Source organism: Psychrobacter sp. APC 3426 (assembly GCF_030408035.1).
In the GTDB taxonomy this organism is placed as follows: domain Bacteria; phylum Pseudomonadota; class Gammaproteobacteria; order Pseudomonadales; family Moraxellaceae; genus Psychrobacter.
Genome location: NZ_JASDCF010000006.1, coordinates 96,142 through 117,849, shown reverse-complemented (window position 1 = coordinate 117,849; position 21,708 = coordinate 96,142). Strand labels below are relative to the sequence as shown.

Here is a 21,708-nt window from a genome sequence, read left to right as displayed (position 1 = left end):
TGGTAAGGCGGCTAATGAAAGCCCGCCGTATCGTTGAAACAGTCATTGGTCAGCTATCAGAACGATTTAATATACAAAAGGTACGAGCAAGAGATTTATGGCATTTGTCTCATCGATTGATTCGTAAGATTCTTTCACACAATCTGTGCTTTGTACTCAACAAAAAACTTGGTAACCCGCCTCTTCAGTTTGATTTGCTTATTTCAAGTTGAGAGTGGGGTAATTAATTGAACACAGCATGCTAACTATTCGTGACTGTCCAATCTTCATTAGTGTTGTTCGGCTTTAAGCATTCATCAATAACGACAATAAAGACTGTAAAATATAAGCATTAACGGTATTGATTGATTGCTTCAAACAGCTCATCTTTACTAAATGGTTTGGTCAAATACTCATCAGAGCCAACAATACGGCCGCGCGCTTTATCAAATAGACCATCTTTAGACGACAGCATGATGACAGGCTTATCAGCATAATCCGGATTGTTTTTTATCAATGCACAGGTTTGATAGCCATCTAGACGCGGCATCATAATGTCGACAAAAATAATATCTGGGTTGTTATCGACAATTTTTGCGAGGGCATCGAAGCCGTCAATAGCGGTCACGACTTCGCACCCAGCTTTTTGTAACAAGGTCTCTGCAGTACGGCGAATGGTTTTTGAATCATCAATTACCATCACTTTTAAACCATCAAAATTATTTTCCATCATCATTGTCCTATGAACGACTATTTATTCGTAGCGCTATCTGGCTGTGCAATCTATTAATCGCCTTCTCTACTGAGAATATCGCTTATTATTAGATTAAGACGAACGGTTAACTTTGCATTTTTATCAAGATAACGCACGTAGCTTTTTATCAGAATCTATCTAACAGGTGTGGCATCACCACAGGTAACTATACGCACTTTATGGTTAATAGGTTGATTAAATCGAGTCTCATTTTGACCTTTTATAGCCATGTTTACACCTAGTGATTGCCAGTCAGCAAAGTATGGCACATCAAAAAATCATCGAAGTACTTTATCACTAGATAACCCGCAAATGGCTAGCAGATATTTTGATGACCAAAGCGACTGCTAAAAAATAAAAATGTGACTAAAAATCACCAACCTTATGATATTTTTGCATTATATAGAAACGATAAGTACATTGCAGAATAATTTTCGTTTGTAAGTAAAATGTATCAATATATTTTGTTATGTTTGTTTTAGCACAGTTACCTACGCTTTTCCAGCGATTAGCAAATTAATGTTCAAACTGGTCAGTATTATAAAAAGCTATGTTTTCTTTCAGTCACTTACCGGCAGTATCCTTTGCTTAATTTATGGATTGTATGTCAGTCACTCAGCTCAATTTATAAGTGAGGCACAATCGTTCCACCTTATTGCATTTCACTATATAATAAAAACGACGATTCTAACGGTGACTGCTATGACAGCTTCTAAATGGTTAAACAAAAGCCTCTATATATTCAGCGCCTTACTACTTGCTGCCTGTCAACCATCGCCGCCTACCGATGAGCCTGTGACTGCCGAAAACAGTGAGACTGTTGAAAACCCGCTTATTATAAGTGGCGACAGTGTCACCATGACATCAGATCATATATTGAGCATAAAACCCTCTCGTTATCAGCCAAGCATGGGCTTGCAAGGGACTGTTGAATCTATCAAGCAAACCAAGCTCATCGCAGCACATCCCGTCAGTATAGAAGACATGCTTATCAGTGAAGGTCAGTGGGTAGAAAAAGGTACGCCGCTCTTTATCGTCAAACGCTTGGGTACAGCAGATGAAACCACAATCGTATCCAATTCGGCAACTATGGCAGATGTGGCGTCTGGTAATTCAGACATGGCGACAAAAGAGGAAGAAACACGGCTCACTGCAGCAGATAAGAGTGCGATAAAAGAGCAAGTCGATGCTGATAGCAAACACTCTGTCGCTGTCAAAGAAGTAAAAGGAAAGCCACTTACAGCTGATGCTGATTCTAACAATAAAGAAACAGATAGCAATGACAGAAATAAATCAGAACCTCAGTATAACCTGACCACAGTTCATGCCAGCTTTTCAGGCCGTGTGGAGCACCTATATGCCGCGCCTGGTCAAAAACTGGCTGCGCGCTCACCAATATTGCAGTTAAGTGATGAAACTCAGTTATATTTTATTGCGACAGTCCCTATGCAAGCAGAATCACAACTATCAGTCGGACAAACGGTCAACTTTACGACAGAGAATATAGCGGATAAATTTACTGGTCAGGTCAGTAAATTGACCGTCACAAGCGAGCCAAAAAAGCTGTTGGTCTATGTCAATGTGATTGATAATGAGATGAGCCGTGAAAAACTGCATCCAGACATGAAGGTCACAGGGCGGGTCGACTATGGTCAAATCGACGTCGGTACCATCGTCCCTAAGCGCGCGCTGCATGATGTTGACTTGTCAGAGCTGCAAACGCCACCATATAAACCGCTCAGACCATTGCAAGCCAATGTGTGGATTATTGGTCAGAATCAACGTCTGACACGCCAGCCTGTCGAAGTCGTCGAATATAACCCTTCTACCAAACAGTATTTAATTGCAGGTATCAGTAATGATAGCTTGATTTGTTTAGCAAACTTACCTGTTGATTCTAAGGGGAAAAAAGTCATCGTTTCATAACATTTAATGCTGACAGTTACATTATGTAGAAACATTAACAAAGCCGCTCTTGTTTTGTAACACCGATATTAGGCAATATGAGCTTCTATATATAGCACTAACCGAGTATTTTGTGAGATTAAAACCAAAGCGATGTGCTTGGTCATCTCCGAACGATATAATGAAGATATGATGAATAGCTATCCAGTGCACACTTGAGCATTATATGGCTACGTCTAATGACCGTAGGACTGAAGTGCTCACTAAAGCGCCATGACTCAGGATTAAACCCTTAGCATTTAGGGATTGCTATTTGAGAGTTGATTAGTTGAGAGTTGATTAGTATCTCAGAATTACCATATAAGAGAGAGTACTTAAATACTGGCATTTAAAGAATAACTTTTGAGAGATGAAACATTGCCACATATCAATCGTTTAGATAGCTCTAAGAAATTGTAATCACTGATGTATTTATCATGATTGACGTCATTGAGCACTCTAAGCTTTTGGCAAACCATAACAACAACTAGAGGATAACCCATGAGTAAGCAGATTTTACTAATTGAAGACGACCCAGATTTAGCAGAGCTGATCAGTGATTATCTGACCATGAATTACTATGATGTACATCATGCAGGACTTGGTCAGGAAGGTCTTGATTTATTGGACACCAAAGAACGTGATATTGATTTGGTGGTGCTGGACTTGATGCTGCCAGATATGGATGGCATGCAAGTTTGCCAAAAGATTCGTGGCAACAAAAATAACATGACCAATAAAGTACCAATTATCATGCTAACCGCTAAAGGTGACACCACAGATCGCGTTTTGGGTCTTGAAATGGGTGCTGATGATTACATCGCCAAGCCATTTGAGCCTCGTGAACTGTTGGCTCGTATTCGTGCGGTTATCCGTCGTCATGAGCAGCCAAATCAAGCAGACAGTCAATCAGACAGCTTGACCTTCGGTCGCCTAAGTGTGTTCCCAGATAGCCATGAAGTGACGATTGATGATGAGCCTGTACGTCTAACGACGCATCAGTTCCAATTACTGCATTACTTTGCCACCCATTCTGGTAAAGTGTTAAATCGTGAGCAGCTCTGGCAAGCCATGCCAAATGATGATAGCTCAGACAATATTGATCGTGCTATTGATGTCCATATCTCACGCCTACGGGCATTGATTGAAGACAACCCTCGCCAACCAAAACGCATTATTACTGTGCGCGGTGTTGGTTATCAATTTGCCACTGATCAGGTCTAATGATAGAAAACGGCTGAGTAATCGCTTGAGCAATCTTACTGTTTAATTCTGGATGTAGCTGACTTTATGCTATAAAGTTTAAACAGTAAGCACTGCTTAAAGTCGATATAAGCGTCTGATAATAGAGATGGTTTAATGCAGCAGTTGGGTTTTCGTTCCGTATTTGCTAAGTTATTTGCCAGCGTGATGCTGGCACTTATCTTATTTGCAGTGGCGATGGTGCTGTTGACGCAACTTGTCCACGACAAAGATGCGGGAATTCGCTCGGAAGTACTGGCGACGCAAATCTTGGGACAAATCGACCCTTTTTTGCATGAGTTAAACATTGCCATTAGCAAAGACAATCGTCTGCAGTCACGGTTTATGTTGGCTGTCGTTAAAAAAAGCTTTGATATTTTTGATGAGTCTTTACAAGCCAAAATGGGCTTGTATGACAATGAAGGTCGTTTGCTCATGCAAACCGATCACAGCGACTTACCGTTAGAGTTACCCCCTACTCCCTCTTTATTTTCACGCGTTTTTCCTTCTTTTTCAGACACGATTCCCACCCAGCAAGCTCAAGTATATAGCAGCACTGGCTACACACTGTTGTACGAATCACGCCTGCCACCTAAAAAGCCTGTACTCTCTGCTGCGTTAAATTTATTTACTGGCACCTTGCTACTGCTGCTCATTATGGCAGGTGTTCTATGGATTATCGCCCGTACAATGACCTGGCGTATCAATCAGATGAGTCAGCAAATGACGCAATTGGGTGATGGTGACTTTACCGTTCGTGTCAATGCACGCGGTAATGATGAAATCGCCTCCTTGGCCCGTGGGTTTAATCAGGCAGCACAGAAAATTGAACACCTCATTGATGCCAATAACTTGCTATTAGCACATGCTTCGCATGAGCTACGCACCCCTATCACGCGTATTCGTTTGCAGATTGAGATGATGGATATGTTGGCAGGCGCGCTACCCTCTGACACCAAAGCAAAATTCGATAAACGCGCACAGGCAATCAATCGCGATTTATCGGGGCTCAATGACTTAGTAGAGAGTATTCTGCTGGTCAGCCGCTTAGATGCTGGACACGCCTTACAGCAAGTTGAACGCTTAGATTTATACGACTTAGTCAACCAAGAGCGCCAGCATTACCCTGAGGCAACTTTGATTGGTGAACACATCGTCATTGATGGTCAATCTTCTATGTTGACCCATCTGATTCGCAATTTATTAACCAATGCAATGTTACATGGTGTCCCGCCAGTGACCGTATTACTCTACGGCGTTCAGACTATCGATGAGGCTGACAATATACCTGACTATCTGTTACAAACCCTGATTTGTAGTAGCTTCGTTGACTATAATAGTTCGGACTTTAGCTCATATGATGAGCAAGCTATCGCAAATACAGAAACCCTAAAAACTGACGATGTACCAGACAACGTCTCTGATTTTATTGATAAAATAAAACCGACAACCGCTGACTCGATAGCCGTATTGCCCGCACCACCTATCTATAAAAATGGTGAGAGCGTGGCTACTGATAGTAATGATGGCGACGAATTAGAGGCAGTTGATGTGACTGATGCCAATAGCATTGGAGTCAGTGGCGCTGAGAAAAATGATTGCAGCATGGAAGCAGATGACAATGGGATTAATGATGCAACAGATGCCATAAATTCTGAAAAATTAGAAAGCAACCATGCAGACAATGTCAATTCAGATAGCACCAGTTTATATAGCGCTAACCATCCATCAGAGAACGTTGAAGAGCCTTCTCTAATGGCAAACTATCAGCGCTTTACTAATGACGTGGCTGATAGAATCAAAAAAATGGTTTGGCGTGTTGTTCCTGAGTCTGAATCTAATTTTGATATTAAAAAGGCGGCTATGACTGATAGTAGCGAAGTGGTTAGTGGTGCCGACCTGACGACATCAAAACCCAAAGATGGCATTATGAGTAAGGGACTGAATGCTCTCAAAAATGGTAGCGCTCAAAAGAATCATAAGACTACTGTCGATACGGCTGTCAGTGTAGATGACGCTAAAGCTAAAAAAGTGGACCAAAAAAATAATACCAAAAGTAATCATCAACCTGACGACGATACGTCAGATATGCCGCGAAAAGAAGGTCTATTTACTAAGCATCTAAAGAAAGCTAAAACAGAACCTGTACGCCCATTACCAAAATATGCCGTAATGGCAGTGATTGATGAGGGTACCGGTATTCCTGAAGACAAACGTGAAGAAGTGTTTAGCCCGTTTGTACGGTTGCAGCAAAAGAATAAAGGCTCTGGTCTTGGCTTATCATTGGTTTCCCAAATCGTAACCGCCCATCAAGGCCGTATCATCACTGACACTATTAACGGTCATACGAGATTCTTGGTAGTCATCCCTATCAAGCACGACCCCCATTACCACCAACATAATTAATCATTCTCTTTAATAAATAACCGTTATAACAAGCACTAGCAAGTCAGCATTACGTCAACCATCGCTTATAGTCCTGTAATCTCCTAGCTTACACGCTCCCTCTCGATACTTGCTAATTGCTAATCATCATAAGCAGGTCACGTATGCGCATATCCAAAGTACCCAATAATATGCTATATTAGCGCCCCTTATTATAGGGTTATAGACGGTTGTTTTTTAATTGGCTTCTTACATGATAATAGAAGCGAAACAATACGTTCATGACATTAAAAAATTATTGAATTTTGAGCCCTCCATGAATGACATGATTGTCTTAAACGATGTGACCAAGAGTTTTTTAAGTGACCGTTCAATCAAAGACAAAGATGGCAAACCGCATTGGTTTACGGCTGTTGAGCCAACGTCACTGTCTGTCCAACAAGGTGAGATTTTTGGCCTCATGGGTTATTCGGGTGCCGGCAAGTCTACTTTGTTACGCATTATTAATATGCTTGAGCGTCCAGATTCAGGTCAGGTTATTATCGATGGTACGGACTTAACGACACTGTCTGCCAGTGAGTTACGTATTGCCCGTCATAATATCGGCATGATTTTCCAGCAATTTAACTTGATGTCCAATCGCACTGTTTTTGACAATGTCGCCTTTAACTTAACCGTTGCCGGCTATCCTCGCCGCGATATTCATCAGCGCGTCATGGATTGTCTTGAGATTGTGGACCTGACTGATCGTGCTGGTCATTATCCTGCGCAGCTATCAGGCGGTCAAAAGCAACGTGTTGGGATTGCTCGCGCCATTGCACCAAGCCCAAAAGTACTGCTCGCTGATGAGCCGACCAGCGCACTTGACCCTGCCACGACCCGCAGCCTGCTGACGTGCCTACGTGACATCAACGATCAGCTCGGCGTCACCATCGTCATTGTGACGCATGAGATGAGTGTCATTCGCAGACTCTGTGATCGTGCAGCTTTGCTGCATCAAGGACAATTGCTAGAAGTCGCAGATGTAAGAGATGGCCTGATTCAGGCAACCACCCCGATTGGCAAAGGCTTAGTCGTTGAGGACTAATGAGGCAGGAGAAATAGATATGTTAACTGGTACTGAATTATCCGCCTCAATAGACAAGCTTTTTGCCCTGCGCAAAGAGATTGTGAACGCATTTATTGATACATTCATCATGCTTGGTATCTCATCGACGGTCGCCATTCTCATCGGTGGGCTATTTGGAATATTCTTATTCTTATCCAGTGATAGACAGTTTTTGCAAAATAAAACACTATACGCGGTACTGGGCGGCATCACTAACTTTATGCGTGCCTTCCCTTTTGTGATTTTGATGATTGCGATGAGTCCGTTCACTAAAGCCATTGTCGGCACGGGCATCGGACCGATTGCAGCATCTTTGGTATTAGCGATTGCCGGTTCGTTTTACTTTGCTCGTCTGGTCGAGCAAAATCTGCGTGAAGTGCCGCGTGGTATTATCGAAGCCACCGAATCTATGGGTGCACGCCCTTTCACAATCATTAAGGTACTGCTTAATGAGGCGCGCTCAGGGTTGGTGTTGTCAGTGACGATTCTTGCGATTAGCTTGCTGTCTTATTCAGCGGCTGCGGGTATGATTGGCGGCGGTGGTTTGGGTGATTTGGCCATTCGATACGGCTATTATCGCTATCAAACTGAGGTGATGATTTTTATTGTCCTTATGCTATCAATCATGGTTATCTCAATCCAAGCCTCTGGTAACTGGTTGTCCAACCGCTTAGACAAACGTTAAACCGCTTTAGAGAATACTTGACATTGTCAGCGACTAGGTTTATTTTTGGCAGTTATTAATCCTTATCTCAGCGCATTAAAAAGCAGCATTACTACTTAGAATGTTGCTTTTTTAATGCTCAGACGATACCTCACTTTCCCAATCCCACATAGTAATAAGGAAGTTTTATGAAATTAACAGACATCAGCCGTCAGTTAGCAACCGCATTTGCCGCTGTTGGCGTATCGAGCCTAGTATTGGTAGGTTGTAATAACTCATCAGCGCCAGAAGCGACAAAAGAAGCTGTGACTGAAGGCACAACTGCTGAAACTGCTGAAACTGCTGCTAACGATATCGACCCTGAACACACCAAAATTGTCATCGGTACTACCGAAGGTGACTTTGCCGATATGGTACGTAACCAAGTCAAAGCCTCATTAGAAGATCAAGGTTATGAAGTTGAGCTAATCGCTTTTACTGACTACGTTCGTCCTAACCTAGCGTTGGCTGAAGGTGATTTGGATATTAACATCTTCCAGCATAAACCTTATCTTGATACTTTCAAAAAAGAAAATAATCTTGATTTGGTCGAAGTGTTCCAGGTTCCAACGGCACCACTTGGCATTTACTCTGGTAAAAAGACCACGCTTGATGACGTATATAAGGGCATGAGCGTTTCTGCGCCAAATGATCCAAGTAACTTTGCCCGTGCATTGGTGATGATGGATGACCTTGGTTGGATTACCCTAAAAGATAATATTGATCCATTGACGGCGTCGAAAGCTGACATCGCTGACAACAGCAAATACGATATCAAAATCGTTGAGTTAGAAGCGGCTCAATTACCACGCGCTCGTGACGAAGTTGACTTTGCTGTTATCAACGGCAACTATGCGACCGACTCTGGTATTAAATTGACTGAAGCTTTATTCCAAGAGCCAAGCTTTGCTTATGTAAACTGGTCAGCGATCAAGTCTGCTGATACTGGTAAGAAATGGGTTGAAGACGTCACCAATGCTTATAACTCAGAAGCATTCAAAAAGTATGCTCATGATACTTTCCCAGGTTACAAGTATCCAAAAATCTGGGGTGGTAATACTGCACCAGCTACCGAAACTACTGCAAGCACTGCCCCTGTAGAAGCGGAAGCCGCTCAGTAATCTGAATCTGCTTGAGCAAAAATTTAGACACTTAAAAACGGTTAGTTTCAATAATTAACTCATAGTGCTAAAAGTTCAAATTGTAAATACAAAAAATGCCCACTACTTATGAGTAATGGGCATTTTTTATGGTCTGAATTTTATATTTAGCTCTTGGACTAACCGTTAAATAGTGCTTCTAAACAAGTCCAGCTCAATATCATAACTAGGTTCAGGTTTTTTAAACAGGTACTTACCATTGCGAATAGAGGCCAGTACATCCGCGCGTTGGCGCACCGCTTCAAATGGACTTATCGCGTCCAATACTAGGAAGTTTGCTGCTCTGCCAACTTCTATACCGTACTCTTCTTCGATATTTAAAGTTTTCGCTCCATTAAAGGTAATGAAGTCAAGACAGACGTCAAGCTGTGGTAATGACATGGTTTGTGCCAAGTGAATACCATTATCTAAGATATTCATCATGTTACCGTTGCCCGCGGGATACCAAGGATCATTGATAGAATCTTGACCAAAAGAGATGTTGATACCATTCTCCCAAAATTCTTTCACTCGCGTGAGACCACGACGCTTTGGATAGGTATCTTGGCGACCTTGCAAATAAGCGTTCTCAGTAGGCAGCGCAATGAAGTTCATCTGCGATTGCTCAAACAGTCCCATCATGCGAAACGCATAAGCATCGTCTGCTGAACCAAATGAACAGGTATGGCTAGCTGCCGTACGCGTACCAATATCTTCAATCATCACCAAAGCATTCAATAGTTGTACGTGGCGACTCATTGGGTCATCGGTTTCATCACAATGCACGTCGATAAGCTTGTCATACTTCAGCGCAAGCTCAACCGTCTTACGCACAGAATCTTGACCGAACTCGTATGCCCATTCAAAATGTGGAATACCGCCGACGCAATCCGCGCCCATCTTTAGCGCCTCTTCCATCAACTCAACAGCCCCTTTATAGGCGTACATGCCCTCTTGCGGGAAAGCGACAATCTGAATAGTGACGTTGTCTTTTAGCTCTTCGCGCAGCTCCAGCATTGCTTTAAGCCCAGTCAAATCAGGGTCGCAGACGTCAATATGGGTACGAATGTATTGCACCCCTTTGGAGACTTCTTCTTGAATACCTTTTAGCATCCGCGATTTAGCATCTTCAAAAGTTTGCGTCTTTTTGACATCGTGCCAGCGAGCAATACCTTCGAACAAGGTACCTGTGGCGTTCTTGGCATCATCGCCGCCGCCCGTGTAGACATAATCAAGATGCAGATGCGAGTCCACATAAGGCGGTACGATCAAACGACCTTTGAGATCAATCTCTTCTTCAGCAGCAGGCAAATTGTTACCTATCTGCTGAATAACACCGTCTTTGACCAAAATCTCAGTAGCATCGCTATTGCGATAGATATTGGCATTGGTAAATTTAATCATGACAAACTCCTATTATTATTAAATAATTATTGATTGAAATTGCTGATCGAACATTATTTTATTAAAAGCTACTTCATTGAACGCTATCCGACAGTAGGCGCATCCAATGTTTTCTTAGATATGAAGGTAATGATGATGGCAGGAACGAAACAAAGAATGGATAGATATACAATACCTAAGACGCCTGTCTCTGGCATATGCACCAAAATCAAGCCAGCAAGCCACGTTGCAATCATAATTGAGAAGTTGAACACACTTGATTGTACGGAAGTCGCGACGGCTTTTGCTTCGGTGACTTGGTGACTGACTGCTGTTTGGAACATCGTTACCAAAGGTCCGAATGCTAGTCCCCATAATAAAAAGGCAAAATGCGAGAAACCATTCATTCCTCTAAAGAAAACGAATAGCAACATAGCTATCGCTCCAGATACAAGCATACTGACGATCAAACCGCGCAGATGCGTATCGATAATCTTGGCGGATAGTATGACTGAGATGACAGAACCGATACCGAAGATAAGCAGGGCCAAACTAATACCGCCGACAAAGTCCAAGGTTTCAACCAACAAGGTAATGTAGGTGTAGGTACTGTAATGAGCCACAACTGCCAAGAAAGTGAGGGCTAAGACTATCCAAACGCCAGGTATTTTTAGCACAGCTATTGGGGAGTTACTTTGCGTCAGCTTTTCACCTTTTACCGATGGTAAAAATTTCATCGCCAATAGCGCAATCAGCGCGCCTAAGCCGCCTAGTACCAAAAACGACATACGCCAGCCCACTTGCGTCCCGATAAAAGTCATCATTGGCAGACCCAAACTCACGCCAAAAGTATTACCTGCCATGATGATGGTAATTGCCTTACCATGCATATTCTCTGGCACAAGCGCGGTACCGTAGGCAGCAATCATCGGCCACATAATACCGGCACAAATACCACCCAAAATACGCATAGCAACAATAAGCGGATAAGATGAAGTGAGCCCGACGACGATATTGGAAACCGCAAAACCTGCCAGTAGCGTTAGCAGTAAAATCTTCCTATTAACCCACAGCGTCATACTGATGAGTGGAATGGCAAAAATCGCCGAAGCTAGCGCATAGATACCGACCAAAAATCCGACTTGGGTCTGTTCAATGCCAAGACCTGCCGTCATCTGTGGCAAAATACCGGAAGGCATCAACCGATAAAAGTAACACTGGCCATGAGACCAAAGATAAACCAAGAAATAGGGCTCTGTCCGACATTATTATTTTTTGATAGCTCGTCTTCTGAAAGATGAGCTTTTGAAACGATTGACATAATATCCCCAATCAAAGAAAAGGTTTTTATGAGTTTTTATATGGGTTTAGAGAAATTGAATACTGGAATAATTTTAAGATAAATATTTGATTTTTTGAATAAAACGTATATAAAAGACTGGTTATAGCGTAGTTTCTATATTACTTTATAATAACCATACTAATGGTAAGGTTTTGTTCGCTTGAGAGACACTTAACAGTTTGAAAATACTGCTCATCCTACAAATCAGAATAGTAAATGACGTTACAGCCTGTTTGTCCTTTGTAGGAAACCGTCACTCGCCCTTTCACCTCAGCCTACTTTTTTCTATAGTGGTTGGGCTGTATAGAGGTCGAGACAATAATATTCATGAGTAATCGCTCTCTTGATAAGTCCTCTATTAACAAATCACACAAATAACAAGGATAATAATATGCGTGCCAAAACTTATAATACTCGCACAGCAGGACAGGCTAATATCCCCGTACTTGGACTAGGTACATGGCAGTCAACAGGACAAGACTGTATCGATGTGGTCAGTAAAGCCTTACAGATGGGCTATGAGCATATAGATACAGCGCAAGCTTATGGTAATGAAGTCGAGGTTGGTCAAGGTATTAAACAGTCAGGCGTGGCGCGCGATAAATTCTTTTTAACCACGAAGATTTTTCCTGATGATATGAAGTTTGAGCCAGAGAAACTGGTGGCAGCAGCTAAACGTTCTTTAGAAAATCTAGATACCGATTATGTTGACCTGCTATTACTACACTGGCCTGATGATCGTGTGCCATTATCTGAGACCATTCCAGCCTTGTGCGAGCTACAAAAGCAAGGCTTAACGCGCAATATCGGCGTCTCTAACTTTAATATTGCCAATATTATTGAAGCCAAAAAGTATGCTGACGTGCCGATTGTGGTCAATCAAGTTGAATTTCATCCTTTCATTAAACAAAACACCTTGCAGACTTTTTTGAACAATCACCATATTTTATTAGAAGCTTACTCGCCACTTGCACGCGGTGATGTGTTCGATAATGACATCATAAAAGAAATCGCTGAGAAGCATGGCGTGACGCCAGCACAGATATCATTGGCTTGGATACTATCAGACAAACACCGTATCGCTATTCCAAAGACTTCTAATCCCGAGCACTTACAAGGGAACTTAGATGCCATCAACGTTCAATTGAGCGCATATGAATTAGAGAGAATCGGCAGTCTAGCCCGCAGTGACGGTCGCAAAATTGAACATCCCGACTATACTCCTGTATGGGATGACTGATACTTTAGATGCTTAAGGTCTCTTTATTACAGAAACTCTATAAAAAAAGAGAGCCGCTAATATTGTGTTAGCGGCTCTCTTTTTTGTCAGGCTCTTTACAGCATTACTGCTGTAGTGTCTGGGTTTCACGAATCGGCTCAGCAGGTTTGTACTGCTCTGCTCCGTTACGATTATTTTCTTTCATTGATTTGGCAACTTCTGGTGGCATGTAGTTTTCATCATGCTTTGCCAACACTTCACCAGCGACAAAGGTCTCACCCTGCATTTTACCAGTGGCAACGACGCCTGAGTTTTCAGCAAACAAATCCGGCAAAATACCTTGATAAGTGACCGGAACCGTTGATTCAAAATCCGTAATCGCGAACTCCACATTTAAGGGATTATCTGGCGCACGCTGTACACTACCAGCGACGACCATTCCGCCTGCACGAATACGCTTGTCTTGTGGCGCTTCACCTTGTGCAATCGCCGTAGCATCAAAATAGTAATCGGTTTGTTGACCAATAGCATAAATGACCAATACTACCGCCACTGCCGCCCCTGCAAGCGTGAACATAACCCACATCAGTTTTTTGCGACGAACTGCGTTCATACCACTACCTCATTGATGAGTCGCTGTTTTACAATGTATAGATAACGCCATATAAATCTATAAAACAGAAAATATTAGAGAAACTACCATTAGAAAAACTGTTTAAAACTGTCTTTCTAATCGTACTCTTCTAATAGCTATATGGTAGCATTTTTCGGATAAATCAATAAGCCCTATAATCGTCAATACAGCCATATACTTACAATTTAAAGCGTATAATTTTATTAGCTAAAGTTATGATATTAAAATAATTTTTACATCGGCTGCTTGGTTGCAGGATTGGCGGTTTTAGCAGTACGTTGAGCTTGTCGAGCCTGCTGAATGGTCAGTTGTTTGATAAGCGCTTGTCGTTGCCTGCGACTATATATAATAAAAGCCAGCATCACGCCAACCGTAATTGCCCAGCACGACCAGACAAACAAACCATGCTTACCCATGGCGATGAACTCAGATACGCTATAAAAGTAAGGCTGCATAATAGGTTCCTAGCCGTTATTTTTGTCCATGATTATGTGGTTATTTAGCTTGCCCGCGAATATATTCTTTGACCCACGCTTTACCTTGATCACGGTATAAGATGAGGGTGTTGGTACGATAAATCGTCAGTGTCGCGACGAGTAAGTAGCTACCGATAATCATTAGAAGCAAAGGCATCCACATGTCTGCGGACATCTTGGGCGCGGCCGTTAAGGTGAAAGTAGAGCCCTGATGTAAGGTATTCCACCACTGTACCGAATACTTAATAATGGGTAGATTCACTGCACCAACAATAGATAAAATGGCAGCCGCTTTACCACGGTTAGCAGTGTGCTCAAACGCTGCAAACAATGCCATCACGCCTGCATATAAAAACGCCAAAATCAGCATAGACGTCAAACGCGCATCCCAGACCCAGTAAGTACCCCAAGTTGGTTTTGCCCAAATAGAACCCGTAATCAAACTAATCACGCATAGCAAAAAGCCCAGCGGAGCAAGCGCCTGCGCCACCAAACTGGCTGTTTTAATCTTCCAAACGAGAAAGATGACACCTAATACGGCGAGGGCAAAATAGATAGAAATAGCAATACTAGCCGCTGGCACGTGAATAAAGATAATGCGATAGCTATTACCTTGTAGGTAATCGGGCGGTGCAAAAGCGAGGCCCCAAACACTACCAATCACAAGGCAAATACTGGCTAATATCGCAAGCCACTTAACCCAAGGCGCAAAGATACGAAAGAACTGCTTGGTTCCCACAGTGGTCAAGAAGCCTTGCCAAATACGCTGCCATAGGCTAGGAGATGAGACATTATTCAGGTTGGGCATGGGAATGTACCTATATACACAGCTAATTGGTTGGCTTATTGATTATAAATGACAAAGCACATGATGGACGCTACTATCTACTAACCTGCTGGCGTTAAACACTGGATAGAATCTACAAGTGACTGTTTACATATCGAGTTAGCTATTATAGCAAAGTTGCCAGTTTTCACCATGCTGTTAATATAAAGGGTTTTTCAATTTAGCCACGCCATTTTTAAGGTCATGGCAATCACCCACGGCATCACCAAAACCGAGATAATACTACCTGCCAATAATAAAGCCAGAATCGGCAAACCATTGAGACCAGTAGCAAACAAATCAACTGCACCGGTGGCAAAAATCAACACTGGCAACTGCATTGGCAAAGCAATCAGAGGCACTAGCACCGCGCCATTCTTCAATGACAGCGTTAAACTACTGGCGACCGCTGACAACATCAACAGCATCGGACTACCCGTCACGATAGAAGCCATCAATATCCACGCTTCAAACCAGCTAAGCTGAAATAATGGCACGGCGAGTAAACTGAGCGCTGCCACAATCCCACTACTAAAAATCCAATGGATGACTAGGCGGATAAGCACCCATAACGGTAGCGAGGCTTTTGCGACGACCAATTGCGCCAGTGTGCCATTATCAAGAGCGGGCTTAAATAAGCCATCAACACCCATCACTAGTGACAATAGAGCAGCAATCCACACGGCAGACACTCCAAGACGCTGTAACAGCGCAGGCTCACTACCAACGGCTAGCGGAAACAAGGTGATAATCACTAAAAATAGTACTAAAGGGTACAACCACTGTACCGCCCCTTGCTGCTTTACGTGCCATTCGCGCCGCCATAACTGCCTAAAGCTGATACCGCGAGCAGCAGATGCACTGACATTCGATATCTTATTCGCTGCTTGTACTGGACTGTCGGTCATTATCCGTCCTTTTACTGATAATTATCGCCCTTAGTTTGCACATATCTTATATTATCAACATGCCAGTCAGTTCAACTCAATCCGGCAAGCTCTAATATGTCACACATCTTCAGAGGCTTGACTAAACCATATAATCTGACAAATCGAGCACTTGATTGGCGACGCCGACAGCCTGATGACTGGTCATCAATATGCCACCGCCAGCATTGGCAAAATCGCGCAACCTGTCTTCCATCCGTGCCACCATATCGACATCAAGTGCGGTAAAAGGCTCATCGAGTAACCATAACGGGGTCACGTCCGGCGTCAATAAATATAACCTTGCCAGGGTGATGCGGCGCGTTTGCCCAGCCGATAAATGGCTTGAGCTAATCGTCTCAAAGCCTTGTAGTCCTACCCAAGTGAGGGCATCATCGATATCAGCGATACTTGGGCTAATACCATATAAATTTAGCAGAAAGGTCAGATTTTGCGCGACCGTGAGATTAGGATGGATACCCAACTGATGCGAGACATATAAAGGCTGAATCGGCAGATTCCCTACTCCTAGGTAGTAAACCTCACCTGTCAGCACTGGCAGCAGTCCAGCCAGTTGCATCAGTAGCGTCGTCTTACCCGTACCATTAGCACCAACCAAGTGACAGATGCTACCAGTAGGTAAATTGAGCGTGACCCCTTCACACAAAGGTATTTCACCGCGCTGAACCGTCAGCGCATCGAGCGCAAGTAAGGATGCATCCACAGCCGTCATCAAAACCTCTCATTGTTTAACATTTTCAGCGCAGAATTCCCCTACTTCTAAAGTAGAGGGATGAATGCGTCAGACTTTTGGTATGGTACAATAGCTTCATGCCAAAACAAGTCCTAAAAGCCCATAAAGTAAGATTATACCCTAATGAGGGTCAGCAAATATTCTTTGCTAAATCATTTGGCTGCACACGCTTTATTTGGAATAGGATGCTTAGTGACAAGATTGAGTATTACAACGAGCATAAGACCGAGCTTAAAAATACCCCTGCTCAATATAAGAAAGAGTTTGACTGGCTCAAAGAAGTCGATAGCCTGGCACTGGCGAATGTGCAGCAGAACCTAAGAGCTGCCTATAACAAGTTTTTCAAGCAAGGCGCAGGCTTCCCAAAATTCAAGAAAAAAGTCAGCGTGACAGCTACACCACCAATAATCAAAAGGGCACAGTAGCGATAACTGATGATACTGTCAAACTGCCTAAGATTGGTCATATCATCGCTAAATTTCCAAGCAAGGTAAATGGCTTGATTAAGAGCGCCACCATCAGCCGCACCCCATCAGGCAAGTACTATGTCAGTCTATTGGTTGAAACGGTTGTTGAGCCATTATCAAAAATCAGGTCTAACATTGGTATTGACTTAGGATTGACAGACTTTATCGTCTTATCGGACAGCACGAAAGTTGCCAATCCTAAGTTTCTATCGAAACTGCAACATAAGCTTGCGCGAGAACAAAAGATACTGGCCAAGCGTAGAGCAGTGGCCAAGGCCGATCAACGCAAGCTGTCTGACAGCCGCAACTATCAAAAGCAAAAAATTAAAGTCGCCAAAGTCTACGAGCGTATCACGAATTGCCGAAAAGACTTTCTGCATAAGCTATCATTCAATCTCATCAAAAACCACGATGTGATTGCCATTGAGGACTTGAACGTCAAAGGCATGGTTAAGAATAAAAAGTTAGCTAAAGCCATATCAGACAGCTCATGGTCAACCTTCACCACCATGCTGAACTACAAGGCTGAATGGTACGGCAAAAAGCTTGTCAAAATAGACCGATGGTATCCATCGTCTAAGACCTGCTCAGGCTGTGGTCACTTACTCACTAAGGCTGAGCTACCATTACAGGTGAGATCATGGAATTGCCCCAGCTGCTTGCAATCCAACGATAGAGACATAAATGCCAGTATCAATATCCTAAACGAAGGATTGAAGTTGGCAACACTCAAAACCGTCGGTGCGACGGGGTTAGCTTAGTCCATTTGCCTAACCGCTGATACAAAACATCGTATCAAGTATGGGTATTACCTAAGAAACCGCCACCTCTTTAGGTGGTGGGTAGTTCATTAAAGCAGCAGTCAATATTCATCACCAACAATTATCATGTTCATGGCATAATACTTTATGCTTACCCCAACCACACAGTATAACAAATTGTCGATTACTATGACCTCAAAACCTATGCAGACTTCAAAAGATAACCAAACGCCAAGCGCTCAAGCGTCAGATACTCACGCATCAGTAGCCGATACAAATGCAAGCGCTTCAGGTAAGCGTTTCACCGTAGACAGCTTGGTTAATGCCCAAGTTACTTTCATGCAGCAATGGTTACGTAGCCAAGCAGGGTCGCTGAGTATAGAGGCATGGCAGTGGTTAGGCGCGCAGCCAATGAACAAATATCTCAGCACTGATGACTTGCAACACCTCGTCAACGACTGGCTACTTAGCCAACCGATGAGCGAGGTCATGCGCACCGATATCCGCGATATCTTGCAGACTGTCATTTATCACCCAGTCAACGATAACGTGCCTTTATCTGAGCTGGTGGACGATACTCAGATTGAGACCCTTGCCAACTATGTCGGTAGCCATGACGAGCAGCGTAATGTGTTGATACATACACTGGTCGGCAATGAAACCTTTGCAGACTTGCTGACCCAAACGTTATATCACGCCATCAACGACTTTATGGAAACCACGCTGGATAAAGCAGGCGGTGTTGGTAAGCTCATGAAGCTTGGGCGCAGCTCTTTCGAAAAAGCCACCAACAGAAACCTGGATGAAAAACTGCAAACGTACTTGCATCGCAATATTAAAGACTTAACTCGCCGAGCAGAAGCCAATGCGCAAGAGCATTTATCCAATGAAGAGGTGGCACGACTACTGGTGACAGGCTGGGCTCGTATAAAAGAGCTGCCTGTTAGTCACCTGCAAACGTATCTGCGCGATGAGCCTGGCAATAGCAGTATCGATCATATCGAAGCCAGCATTCAACAAAGCTACAACCGTCTGCGCCTGTCCCCTTATTTGCATAGCCTCGTAGCGGCCAGTATTGATACTTGGTACGCCAACCATCAAGATGACACCATTGCAACGGTAGCAGCGAGCTTATATGTCGATGAGAGCGCTATGGCGCAGCTGAGCACTGCCATATTGCCGCTCATACATGATGCGCTTGACAGCCCATGGTTTACCGCTCATATTCGTGAGATGCTGCAGGCATTTTATGAGCAGCCTACTATCAGAGAAGGTCTGGCATTGAGCAGTCATTAATATAGTAATCAGCGATTAGAGCATGCCCTCGTTTGCGATGACCACTGACTGCTCATTAAGGCTAAGTTTCAATGCGGCTTTTCGTTCATCTATTGGTAAATGCAAGCTTATGGGTCAATCTAAAAAACTCAGCTTATGGCAAAAACTAAAGCGGTTTCTGACCACCTCAGCACCGCAGCCTATAGCCGATGATGTAAAAGTGTCACCGCACCCATCTGCCATTGTAGATGAGCTTGATTATGAAATGCACCAAACGCAGACCCAACAGCACGCTGATACAAGCAGCAACGATAAACACCTTCCAGACTTTCAAGCATCCCATAGTGACTATCATGCTGATTCTGCGTTTGGTGCTAAGAATGATAGCCTCAATTCTCGAATGGACTCATCAAGCCTCAATAAAACGCAGCAACAGCAACGTAATGACACATCCATTGTTAATTGCCTAAAGCAGTACTTCGATGACAAACAATGGAATTATACTCATTATCAACCCAGAACGAATGACAGCCAGCAATCACACCATTTATCCTTAAGAATGCGACATAAACAACTCAACTGCGGTTATCTATTTCGTGTGCAAGAAGACAATAAGCTACTGGCTGTTTATGGAATATTACCATTCTTAATGCCAGAGAGTCATCAAAACGCTGCAATGTTACTCATTACCCAAATCAATTATGACATGCTGATCGGTAATTTAGAGATGGATGTGAATGATGGCGAAATACGTTATAAACATGCTATCGATGTCGAAGCCGTTGGTATTAACGACGCTATCATCGAGCATCTCTTACAAAGCGTGATTGCCATGACGACGGTCGCTAATGAACTGTTTAGCGATTTAATCAATAACCAAGACCCTGCTGAAGACATGCAAACGTTATTGGCAGAGCTAAGGCAGCAATCGGATTCTCGAACCTTCTTTTTACCAACTCAGTATGTCCAGTAGTCCACTCACTCTGATGGCTATCCGCAGCTTTTACAATTCCTCACCAACCCCTTATTTTCAAAGTGTTTAAACTTATCTATCCATGAACTACTGACCACCTATAGAGGTAGGGGTTTCTTAGGTAATACCCATACTTGATACGATGTTTTGTATCAGCGGTTAGGCAAATGGACTAAGCTAACCCCGTCGCACCGACGGTTTTGATTGTTACCAGCCTTAGTCCTTCGTTGAGGATGTTGATACTGGCGTTTATGTCTCTATCATGCTTTTGCTGGCAACTCGGACAATTCCATGACCTCACCTGTAATGGTAGCTCAGCCTTAGTCAGTAAGTGACCACAGCCTGAGCAAGTCTTAGACGATGGATACCATCGGTCTATTTTGACAAGCTTTTTGCCGTACCATTCAGCCTTGTAGTTCAGCATGGTGGTGAAGGTTGACCATGAGCTGTCTGATATGGCTTTAGCTAACTTTTTATTCTTAACCATGCCTTTGACGTTCAAGTCCTCAATGGCAATCACATCGTGGTTTTTGATGAGATTGAATGATAGCTTATGCAGAAAGTCTTTTCGGCAATTCGTGATACGCTCGTAGACTTTGGCGACTTTAATTTTTTGCTTTTGATAGTTGCGGCTGTCAGACAGCTTGCGTTGATCGGCCTTGGCCACTGCTCTACGCTTGGCCAGTATCTTTTGTTCTCGCGCAAGCTTATGTTGCAGTTTCGATAGAAACTTAGGATTGGCAACTTTCGTGCTGTCCGATAAGACGATAAAGTCTGTCAATCCTAAGTCAATACCAATGTTAGACCTGATTTTTGATAATGGCTCAACAACCGTTTCAACCAATAGACTGACATAGTACTTGCCTGATGGGGTGCGGCTGATGGTGGCGCTCTTAATCAAGCCATTTACCTTGCTTGGAAATTTAGCGATGATATGACCAATCTTAGGCAGTTTGACAGTATCATCAGTTATCGCTACTGTGCCCTTTTGATTATTGGTGGTGTAGCTGTCACGCTGACTTTTTTTTTGAACTTAGGGAAGCCTAAACCTTTGAAGAATTTACTATAAGCGGCTCTTAGGTTTTGCTGGACGTTAGCCAGTGCCAGGCTATCGACTTCTTTGAGCCACTCAAACTCTTTCTTATATTGAGCAGGAGTGTTTTTAAGCTCGGTCTTATGCTCGTTGTAATGATCAATCTTGTCACTAAGCATTTTATTCCAAATAAAGCGTGTGCAACCAAATGATTTAGCAAAGAATATTTGCTGACCCTCATTAGGGTAGAGCCTGACTTTATGGGCTTTTAGGATTTGCTTGGTCATAAGGAGCTTGTTGTTAATTGGCGTTATAATTATTAATTATAATACCATAGGGAGTAAGGGTAGTTATCAATAACGCATTCATCCCACCACTTTAGAAG

22 protein-coding genes and 1 pseudogene are annotated in these 21,708 nt (G+C 43.1%); 12 read left to right on the top strand and 11 right to left on the bottom strand.

Annotated features, from left to right (window positions below):
* Positions 1 to 212, top strand: a pseudogene (locus tag QL919_RS05680) (IS982 family transposase); the annotation flags it as partial.
* 119 nt (positions 213 to 331) lie between these two features.
* On the opposite strand, the gene pilG reads toward QL919_RS05680, so the two are convergent.
* Positions 332 to 709, bottom strand: a complete 378-nt coding sequence (gene pilG / locus QL919_RS05675; protein ID WP_290188602.1) for a twitching motility response regulator PilG — start codon at positions 707 to 709, stop codon at positions 332 to 334.
* A 726-nt stretch (positions 710 to 1,435) separates the two neighbouring features.
* On the opposite strand from pilG, the gene QL919_RS05670 reads away from it, so the two are divergent.
* From QL919_RS05670 to QL919_RS05645, 6 genes are all read left to right on the top strand, one after another.
* Complete coding sequence (locus QL919_RS05670; RefSeq protein WP_290188601.1) at positions 1,436 to 2,659, top strand: HlyD family efflux transporter periplasmic adaptor subunit; 1,224 nt, start codon at positions 1,436 to 1,438, stop codon at positions 2,657 to 2,659.
* 519 nt (positions 2,660 to 3,178) lie between these two features.
* On the top strand, positions 3,179 to 3,901 hold the full coding sequence (locus QL919_RS05665; protein ID WP_058025471.1) for a response regulator transcription factor: 723 nt from the start codon (positions 3,179 to 3,181) through the stop codon (positions 3,899 to 3,901).
* A 135-nt stretch (positions 3,902 to 4,036) separates the two neighbouring features.
* The gene (locus QL919_RS05660) at positions 4,037 to 6,325 is read left to right on the top strand and encodes a sensor histidine kinase (RefSeq protein WP_290188600.1); all 2,289 of its coding nucleotides are present in this window, start codon (positions 4,037 to 4,039) and stop codon (positions 6,323 to 6,325) included.
* Between the two features lie 295 nt (positions 6,326 to 6,620).
* Positions 6,621 to 7,391: a methionine ABC transporter ATP-binding protein gene (locus QL919_RS05655; RefSeq protein WP_290188599.1), complete on the top strand. Its 771-nt coding sequence runs from the start codon at positions 6,621 to 6,623 to the stop codon at positions 7,389 to 7,391.
* 19 nt (positions 7,392 to 7,410) lie between these two features.
* The gene (locus QL919_RS05650; protein ID WP_290188598.1) at positions 7,411 to 8,097 is read left to right on the top strand and encodes a methionine ABC transporter permease; all 687 of its coding nucleotides are present in this window, start codon (positions 7,411 to 7,413) and stop codon (positions 8,095 to 8,097) included.
* Between the two features lie 167 nt (positions 8,098 to 8,264).
* Positions 8,265 to 9,236, top strand: a complete 972-nt coding sequence (locus QL919_RS05645) for a MetQ/NlpA family ABC transporter substrate-binding protein (RefSeq protein ID WP_290188597.1) — start codon at positions 8,265 to 8,267, stop codon at positions 9,234 to 9,236.
* A gap of 165 nt (positions 9,237 to 9,401) precedes the next feature.
* Here the strand turns inward: QL919_RS05645 and QL919_RS05640 are convergent, their stop codons facing one another.
* The 3 genes from QL919_RS05640 to QL919_RS05630 form a co-directional block, all read right to left on the bottom strand.
* Entirely contained in the window at positions 9,402 to 10,658 is a 1,257-nt protein-coding gene (locus QL919_RS05640) for an amidohydrolase family protein (RefSeq protein WP_290188596.1), read from the bottom strand.
* A gap of 83 nt (positions 10,659 to 10,741) precedes the next feature.
* Positions 10,742 to 11,836 carry an MFS transporter gene (locus QL919_RS05635; protein WP_290188595.1) on the bottom strand — a complete coding sequence of 365 codons (1,095 nt, stop codon included), beginning with the start codon at positions 11,834 to 11,836 and terminating at the stop codon, positions 10,742 to 10,744.
* Positions 11,836 to 11,958, bottom strand: coding sequence for a hypothetical protein (locus tag QL919_RS05630; RefSeq protein ID WP_290188594.1), 123 nt, complete (start codon positions 11,956 to 11,958; stop codon positions 11,836 to 11,838). Before QL919_RS05630 ends, QL919_RS05635 begins: the two co-directional genes overlap by 1 nt.
* 412 nt (positions 11,959 to 12,370) lie before the next feature.
* Between QL919_RS05630 and QL919_RS05625 the strand changes: the two genes are divergently transcribed.
* The gene (locus tag QL919_RS05625) at positions 12,371 to 13,219 is read left to right on the top strand and encodes an aldo/keto reductase (protein ID WP_290188593.1); all 849 of its coding nucleotides are present in this window, start codon (positions 12,371 to 12,373) and stop codon (positions 13,217 to 13,219) included.
* A gap of 103 nt (positions 13,220 to 13,322) precedes the next feature.
* On the opposite strand, the gene ccmE is transcribed toward QL919_RS05625, so the two are convergent.
* From ccmE to ccmA, 5 genes are all read right to left on the bottom strand, one after another.
* A complete protein-coding gene (ccmE, locus tag QL919_RS05620; RefSeq protein ID WP_290188592.1) occupies positions 13,323 to 13,811 on the bottom strand; it encodes a cytochrome c maturation protein CcmE in 489 nt (162 codons plus the stop codon).
* A gap of 254 nt (positions 13,812 to 14,065) precedes the next feature.
* The gene (gene ccmD, locus QL919_RS05615; protein ID WP_290188591.1) at positions 14,066 to 14,287 is read right to left on the bottom strand and encodes a heme exporter protein CcmD; all 222 of its coding nucleotides are present in this window, start codon (positions 14,285 to 14,287) and stop codon (positions 14,066 to 14,068) included.
* Between the two features lie 40 nt (positions 14,288 to 14,327).
* Complete coding sequence (gene ccmC / locus QL919_RS05610; RefSeq protein ID WP_290188590.1) at positions 14,328 to 15,116, bottom strand: heme ABC transporter permease CcmC; 789 nt, start codon at positions 15,114 to 15,116, stop codon at positions 14,328 to 14,330.
* Between the two features lie 194 nt (positions 15,117 to 15,310).
* The gene (locus tag QL919_RS05605) at positions 15,311 to 16,042 is read right to left on the bottom strand and encodes a heme exporter protein CcmB (protein WP_290188589.1); all 732 of its coding nucleotides are present in this window, start codon (positions 16,040 to 16,042) and stop codon (positions 15,311 to 15,313) included.
* A 121-nt stretch (positions 16,043 to 16,163) separates the two neighbouring features.
* Positions 16,164 to 16,793, bottom strand: coding sequence for a heme ABC exporter ATP-binding protein CcmA (gene ccmA, locus QL919_RS05600; RefSeq protein ID WP_290188588.1), 630 nt, complete (start codon positions 16,791 to 16,793; stop codon positions 16,164 to 16,166).
* A 98-nt stretch (positions 16,794 to 16,891) separates the two neighbouring features.
* On the opposite strand from ccmA, the gene QL919_RS05595 reads away from it, so the two are divergent.
* From QL919_RS05595 to QL919_RS05580, 4 genes are all read left to right on the top strand, one after another.
* Complete coding sequence (locus QL919_RS05595; protein ID WP_290188587.1) at positions 16,892 to 17,239, top strand: helix-turn-helix domain-containing protein; 348 nt, start codon at positions 16,892 to 16,894, stop codon at positions 17,237 to 17,239.
* Entirely contained in the window at positions 17,182 to 18,042 is an 861-nt protein-coding gene (locus QL919_RS05590; RefSeq protein ID WP_290188604.1) for an RNA-guided endonuclease TnpB family protein, read from the top strand. Before QL919_RS05595 ends, QL919_RS05590 begins: the two co-directional genes overlap by 58 nt.
* 204 nt (positions 18,043 to 18,246) lie before the next feature.
* Positions 18,247 to 19,338 carry a hypothetical protein gene (locus QL919_RS05585; protein WP_290188586.1) on the top strand — a complete coding sequence of 364 codons (1,092 nt, stop codon included), beginning with the start codon at positions 18,247 to 18,249 and terminating at the stop codon, positions 19,336 to 19,338.
* Positions 19,339 to 19,360: 22 nt separating this feature from the next.
* On the top strand, positions 19,361 to 20,290 hold the full coding sequence (locus QL919_RS05580; RefSeq protein ID WP_290188585.1) for a YbjN domain-containing protein: 930 nt from the start codon (positions 19,361 to 19,363) through the stop codon (positions 20,288 to 20,290).
* A gap of 172 nt (positions 20,291 to 20,462) precedes the next feature.
* Here the strand turns inward: QL919_RS05580 and QL919_RS05575 are convergent, their stop codons facing one another.
* Both QL919_RS05575 and QL919_RS05570 read right to left on the bottom strand, forming a co-directional pair.
* The gene (locus tag QL919_RS05575) at positions 20,463 to 21,263 is read right to left on the bottom strand and encodes an RNA-guided endonuclease TnpB family protein (RefSeq protein ID WP_290188603.1); all 801 of its coding nucleotides are present in this window, start codon (positions 21,261 to 21,263) and stop codon (positions 20,463 to 20,465) included.
* 2 nt (positions 21,264 to 21,265) lie between these two features.
* A complete protein-coding gene (locus QL919_RS05570; RefSeq protein WP_290188584.1) occupies positions 21,266 to 21,610 on the bottom strand; it encodes a helix-turn-helix domain-containing protein in 345 nt (114 codons plus the stop codon).
* Between the last annotated feature and the right edge of the window lie 98 nt (positions 21,611 to 21,708).

Bases quoted from the DNA above. Each gene is read 5' to 3' on its own strand.
- pilG (WP_290188602.1), bottom strand. From the start codon at position 709: ATGGAAAATAATTTTGATGGTTTAAAAGTGATGGTAATTGATGATTCA.
- QL919_RS05670 (WP_290188601.1), top strand. From the start codon at position 1,436: ATGACAGCTTCTAAATGGTTAAACAAAAGCCTCTATATATTCAGCGCC.
- QL919_RS05665 (WP_058025471.1), top strand. From the start codon at position 3,179: ATGAGTAAGCAGATTTTACTAATTGAAGACGACCCAGATTTAGCAGAG.
- QL919_RS05660 (WP_290188600.1), top strand. From the start codon at position 4,037: ATGCAGCAGTTGGGTTTTCGTTCCGTATTTGCTAAGTTATTTGCCAGC.
- QL919_RS05655 (WP_290188599.1), top strand. From the start codon at position 6,621: ATGAATGACATGATTGTCTTAAACGATGTGACCAAGAGTTTTTTAAGT.
- QL919_RS05650 (WP_290188598.1), top strand. From the start codon at position 7,411: ATGTTAACTGGTACTGAATTATCCGCCTCAATAGACAAGCTTTTTGCC.
- QL919_RS05645 (WP_290188597.1), top strand. From the start codon at position 8,265: ATGAAATTAACAGACATCAGCCGTCAGTTAGCAACCGCATTTGCCGCT.
- QL919_RS05640 (WP_290188596.1), bottom strand. From the start codon at position 10,658: ATGATTAAATTTACCAATGCCAATATCTATCGCAATAGCGATGCTACT.
- QL919_RS05635 (WP_290188595.1), bottom strand. From the start codon at position 11,836: ATGCCTTCCGGTATTTTGCCACAGATGACGGCAGGTCTTGGCATTGAA.
- QL919_RS05630 (WP_290188594.1), bottom strand. From the start codon at position 11,958: ATGTCAATCGTTTCAAAAGCTCATCTTTCAGAAGACGAGCTATCAAAA.
- QL919_RS05625 (WP_290188593.1), top strand. From the start codon at position 12,371: ATGCGTGCCAAAACTTATAATACTCGCACAGCAGGACAGGCTAATATC.
- ccmE (WP_290188592.1), bottom strand. From the start codon at position 13,811: ATGAACGCAGTTCGTCGCAAAAAACTGATGTGGGTTATGTTCACGCTT.
- ccmD (WP_290188591.1), bottom strand. From the start codon at position 14,287: ATGCAGCCTTACTTTTATAGCGTATCTGAGTTCATCGCCATGGGTAAG.
- ccmC (WP_290188590.1), bottom strand. From the start codon at position 15,116: ATGCCCAACCTGAATAATGTCTCATCTCCTAGCCTATGGCAGCGTATT.
- QL919_RS05605 (WP_290188589.1), bottom strand. From the start codon at position 16,042: ATGACCGACAGTCCAGTACAAGCAGCGAATAAGATATCGAATGTCAGT.
- ccmA (WP_290188588.1), bottom strand. From the start codon at position 16,793: ATGACGGCTGTGGATGCATCCTTACTTGCGCTCGATGCGCTGACGGTT.
- QL919_RS05595 (WP_290188587.1), top strand. From the start codon at position 16,892: ATGCCAAAACAAGTCCTAAAAGCCCATAAAGTAAGATTATACCCTAAT.
- QL919_RS05585 (WP_290188586.1), top strand. From the start codon at position 18,247: ATGCAGACTTCAAAAGATAACCAAACGCCAAGCGCTCAAGCGTCAGAT.
- QL919_RS05580 (WP_290188585.1), top strand. From the start codon at position 19,361: ATGCCCTCGTTTGCGATGACCACTGACTGCTCATTAAGGCTAAGTTTC.
- QL919_RS05570 (WP_290188584.1), bottom strand. From the start codon at position 21,610: ATGACCAAGCAAATCCTAAAAGCCCATAAAGTCAGGCTCTACCCTAAT.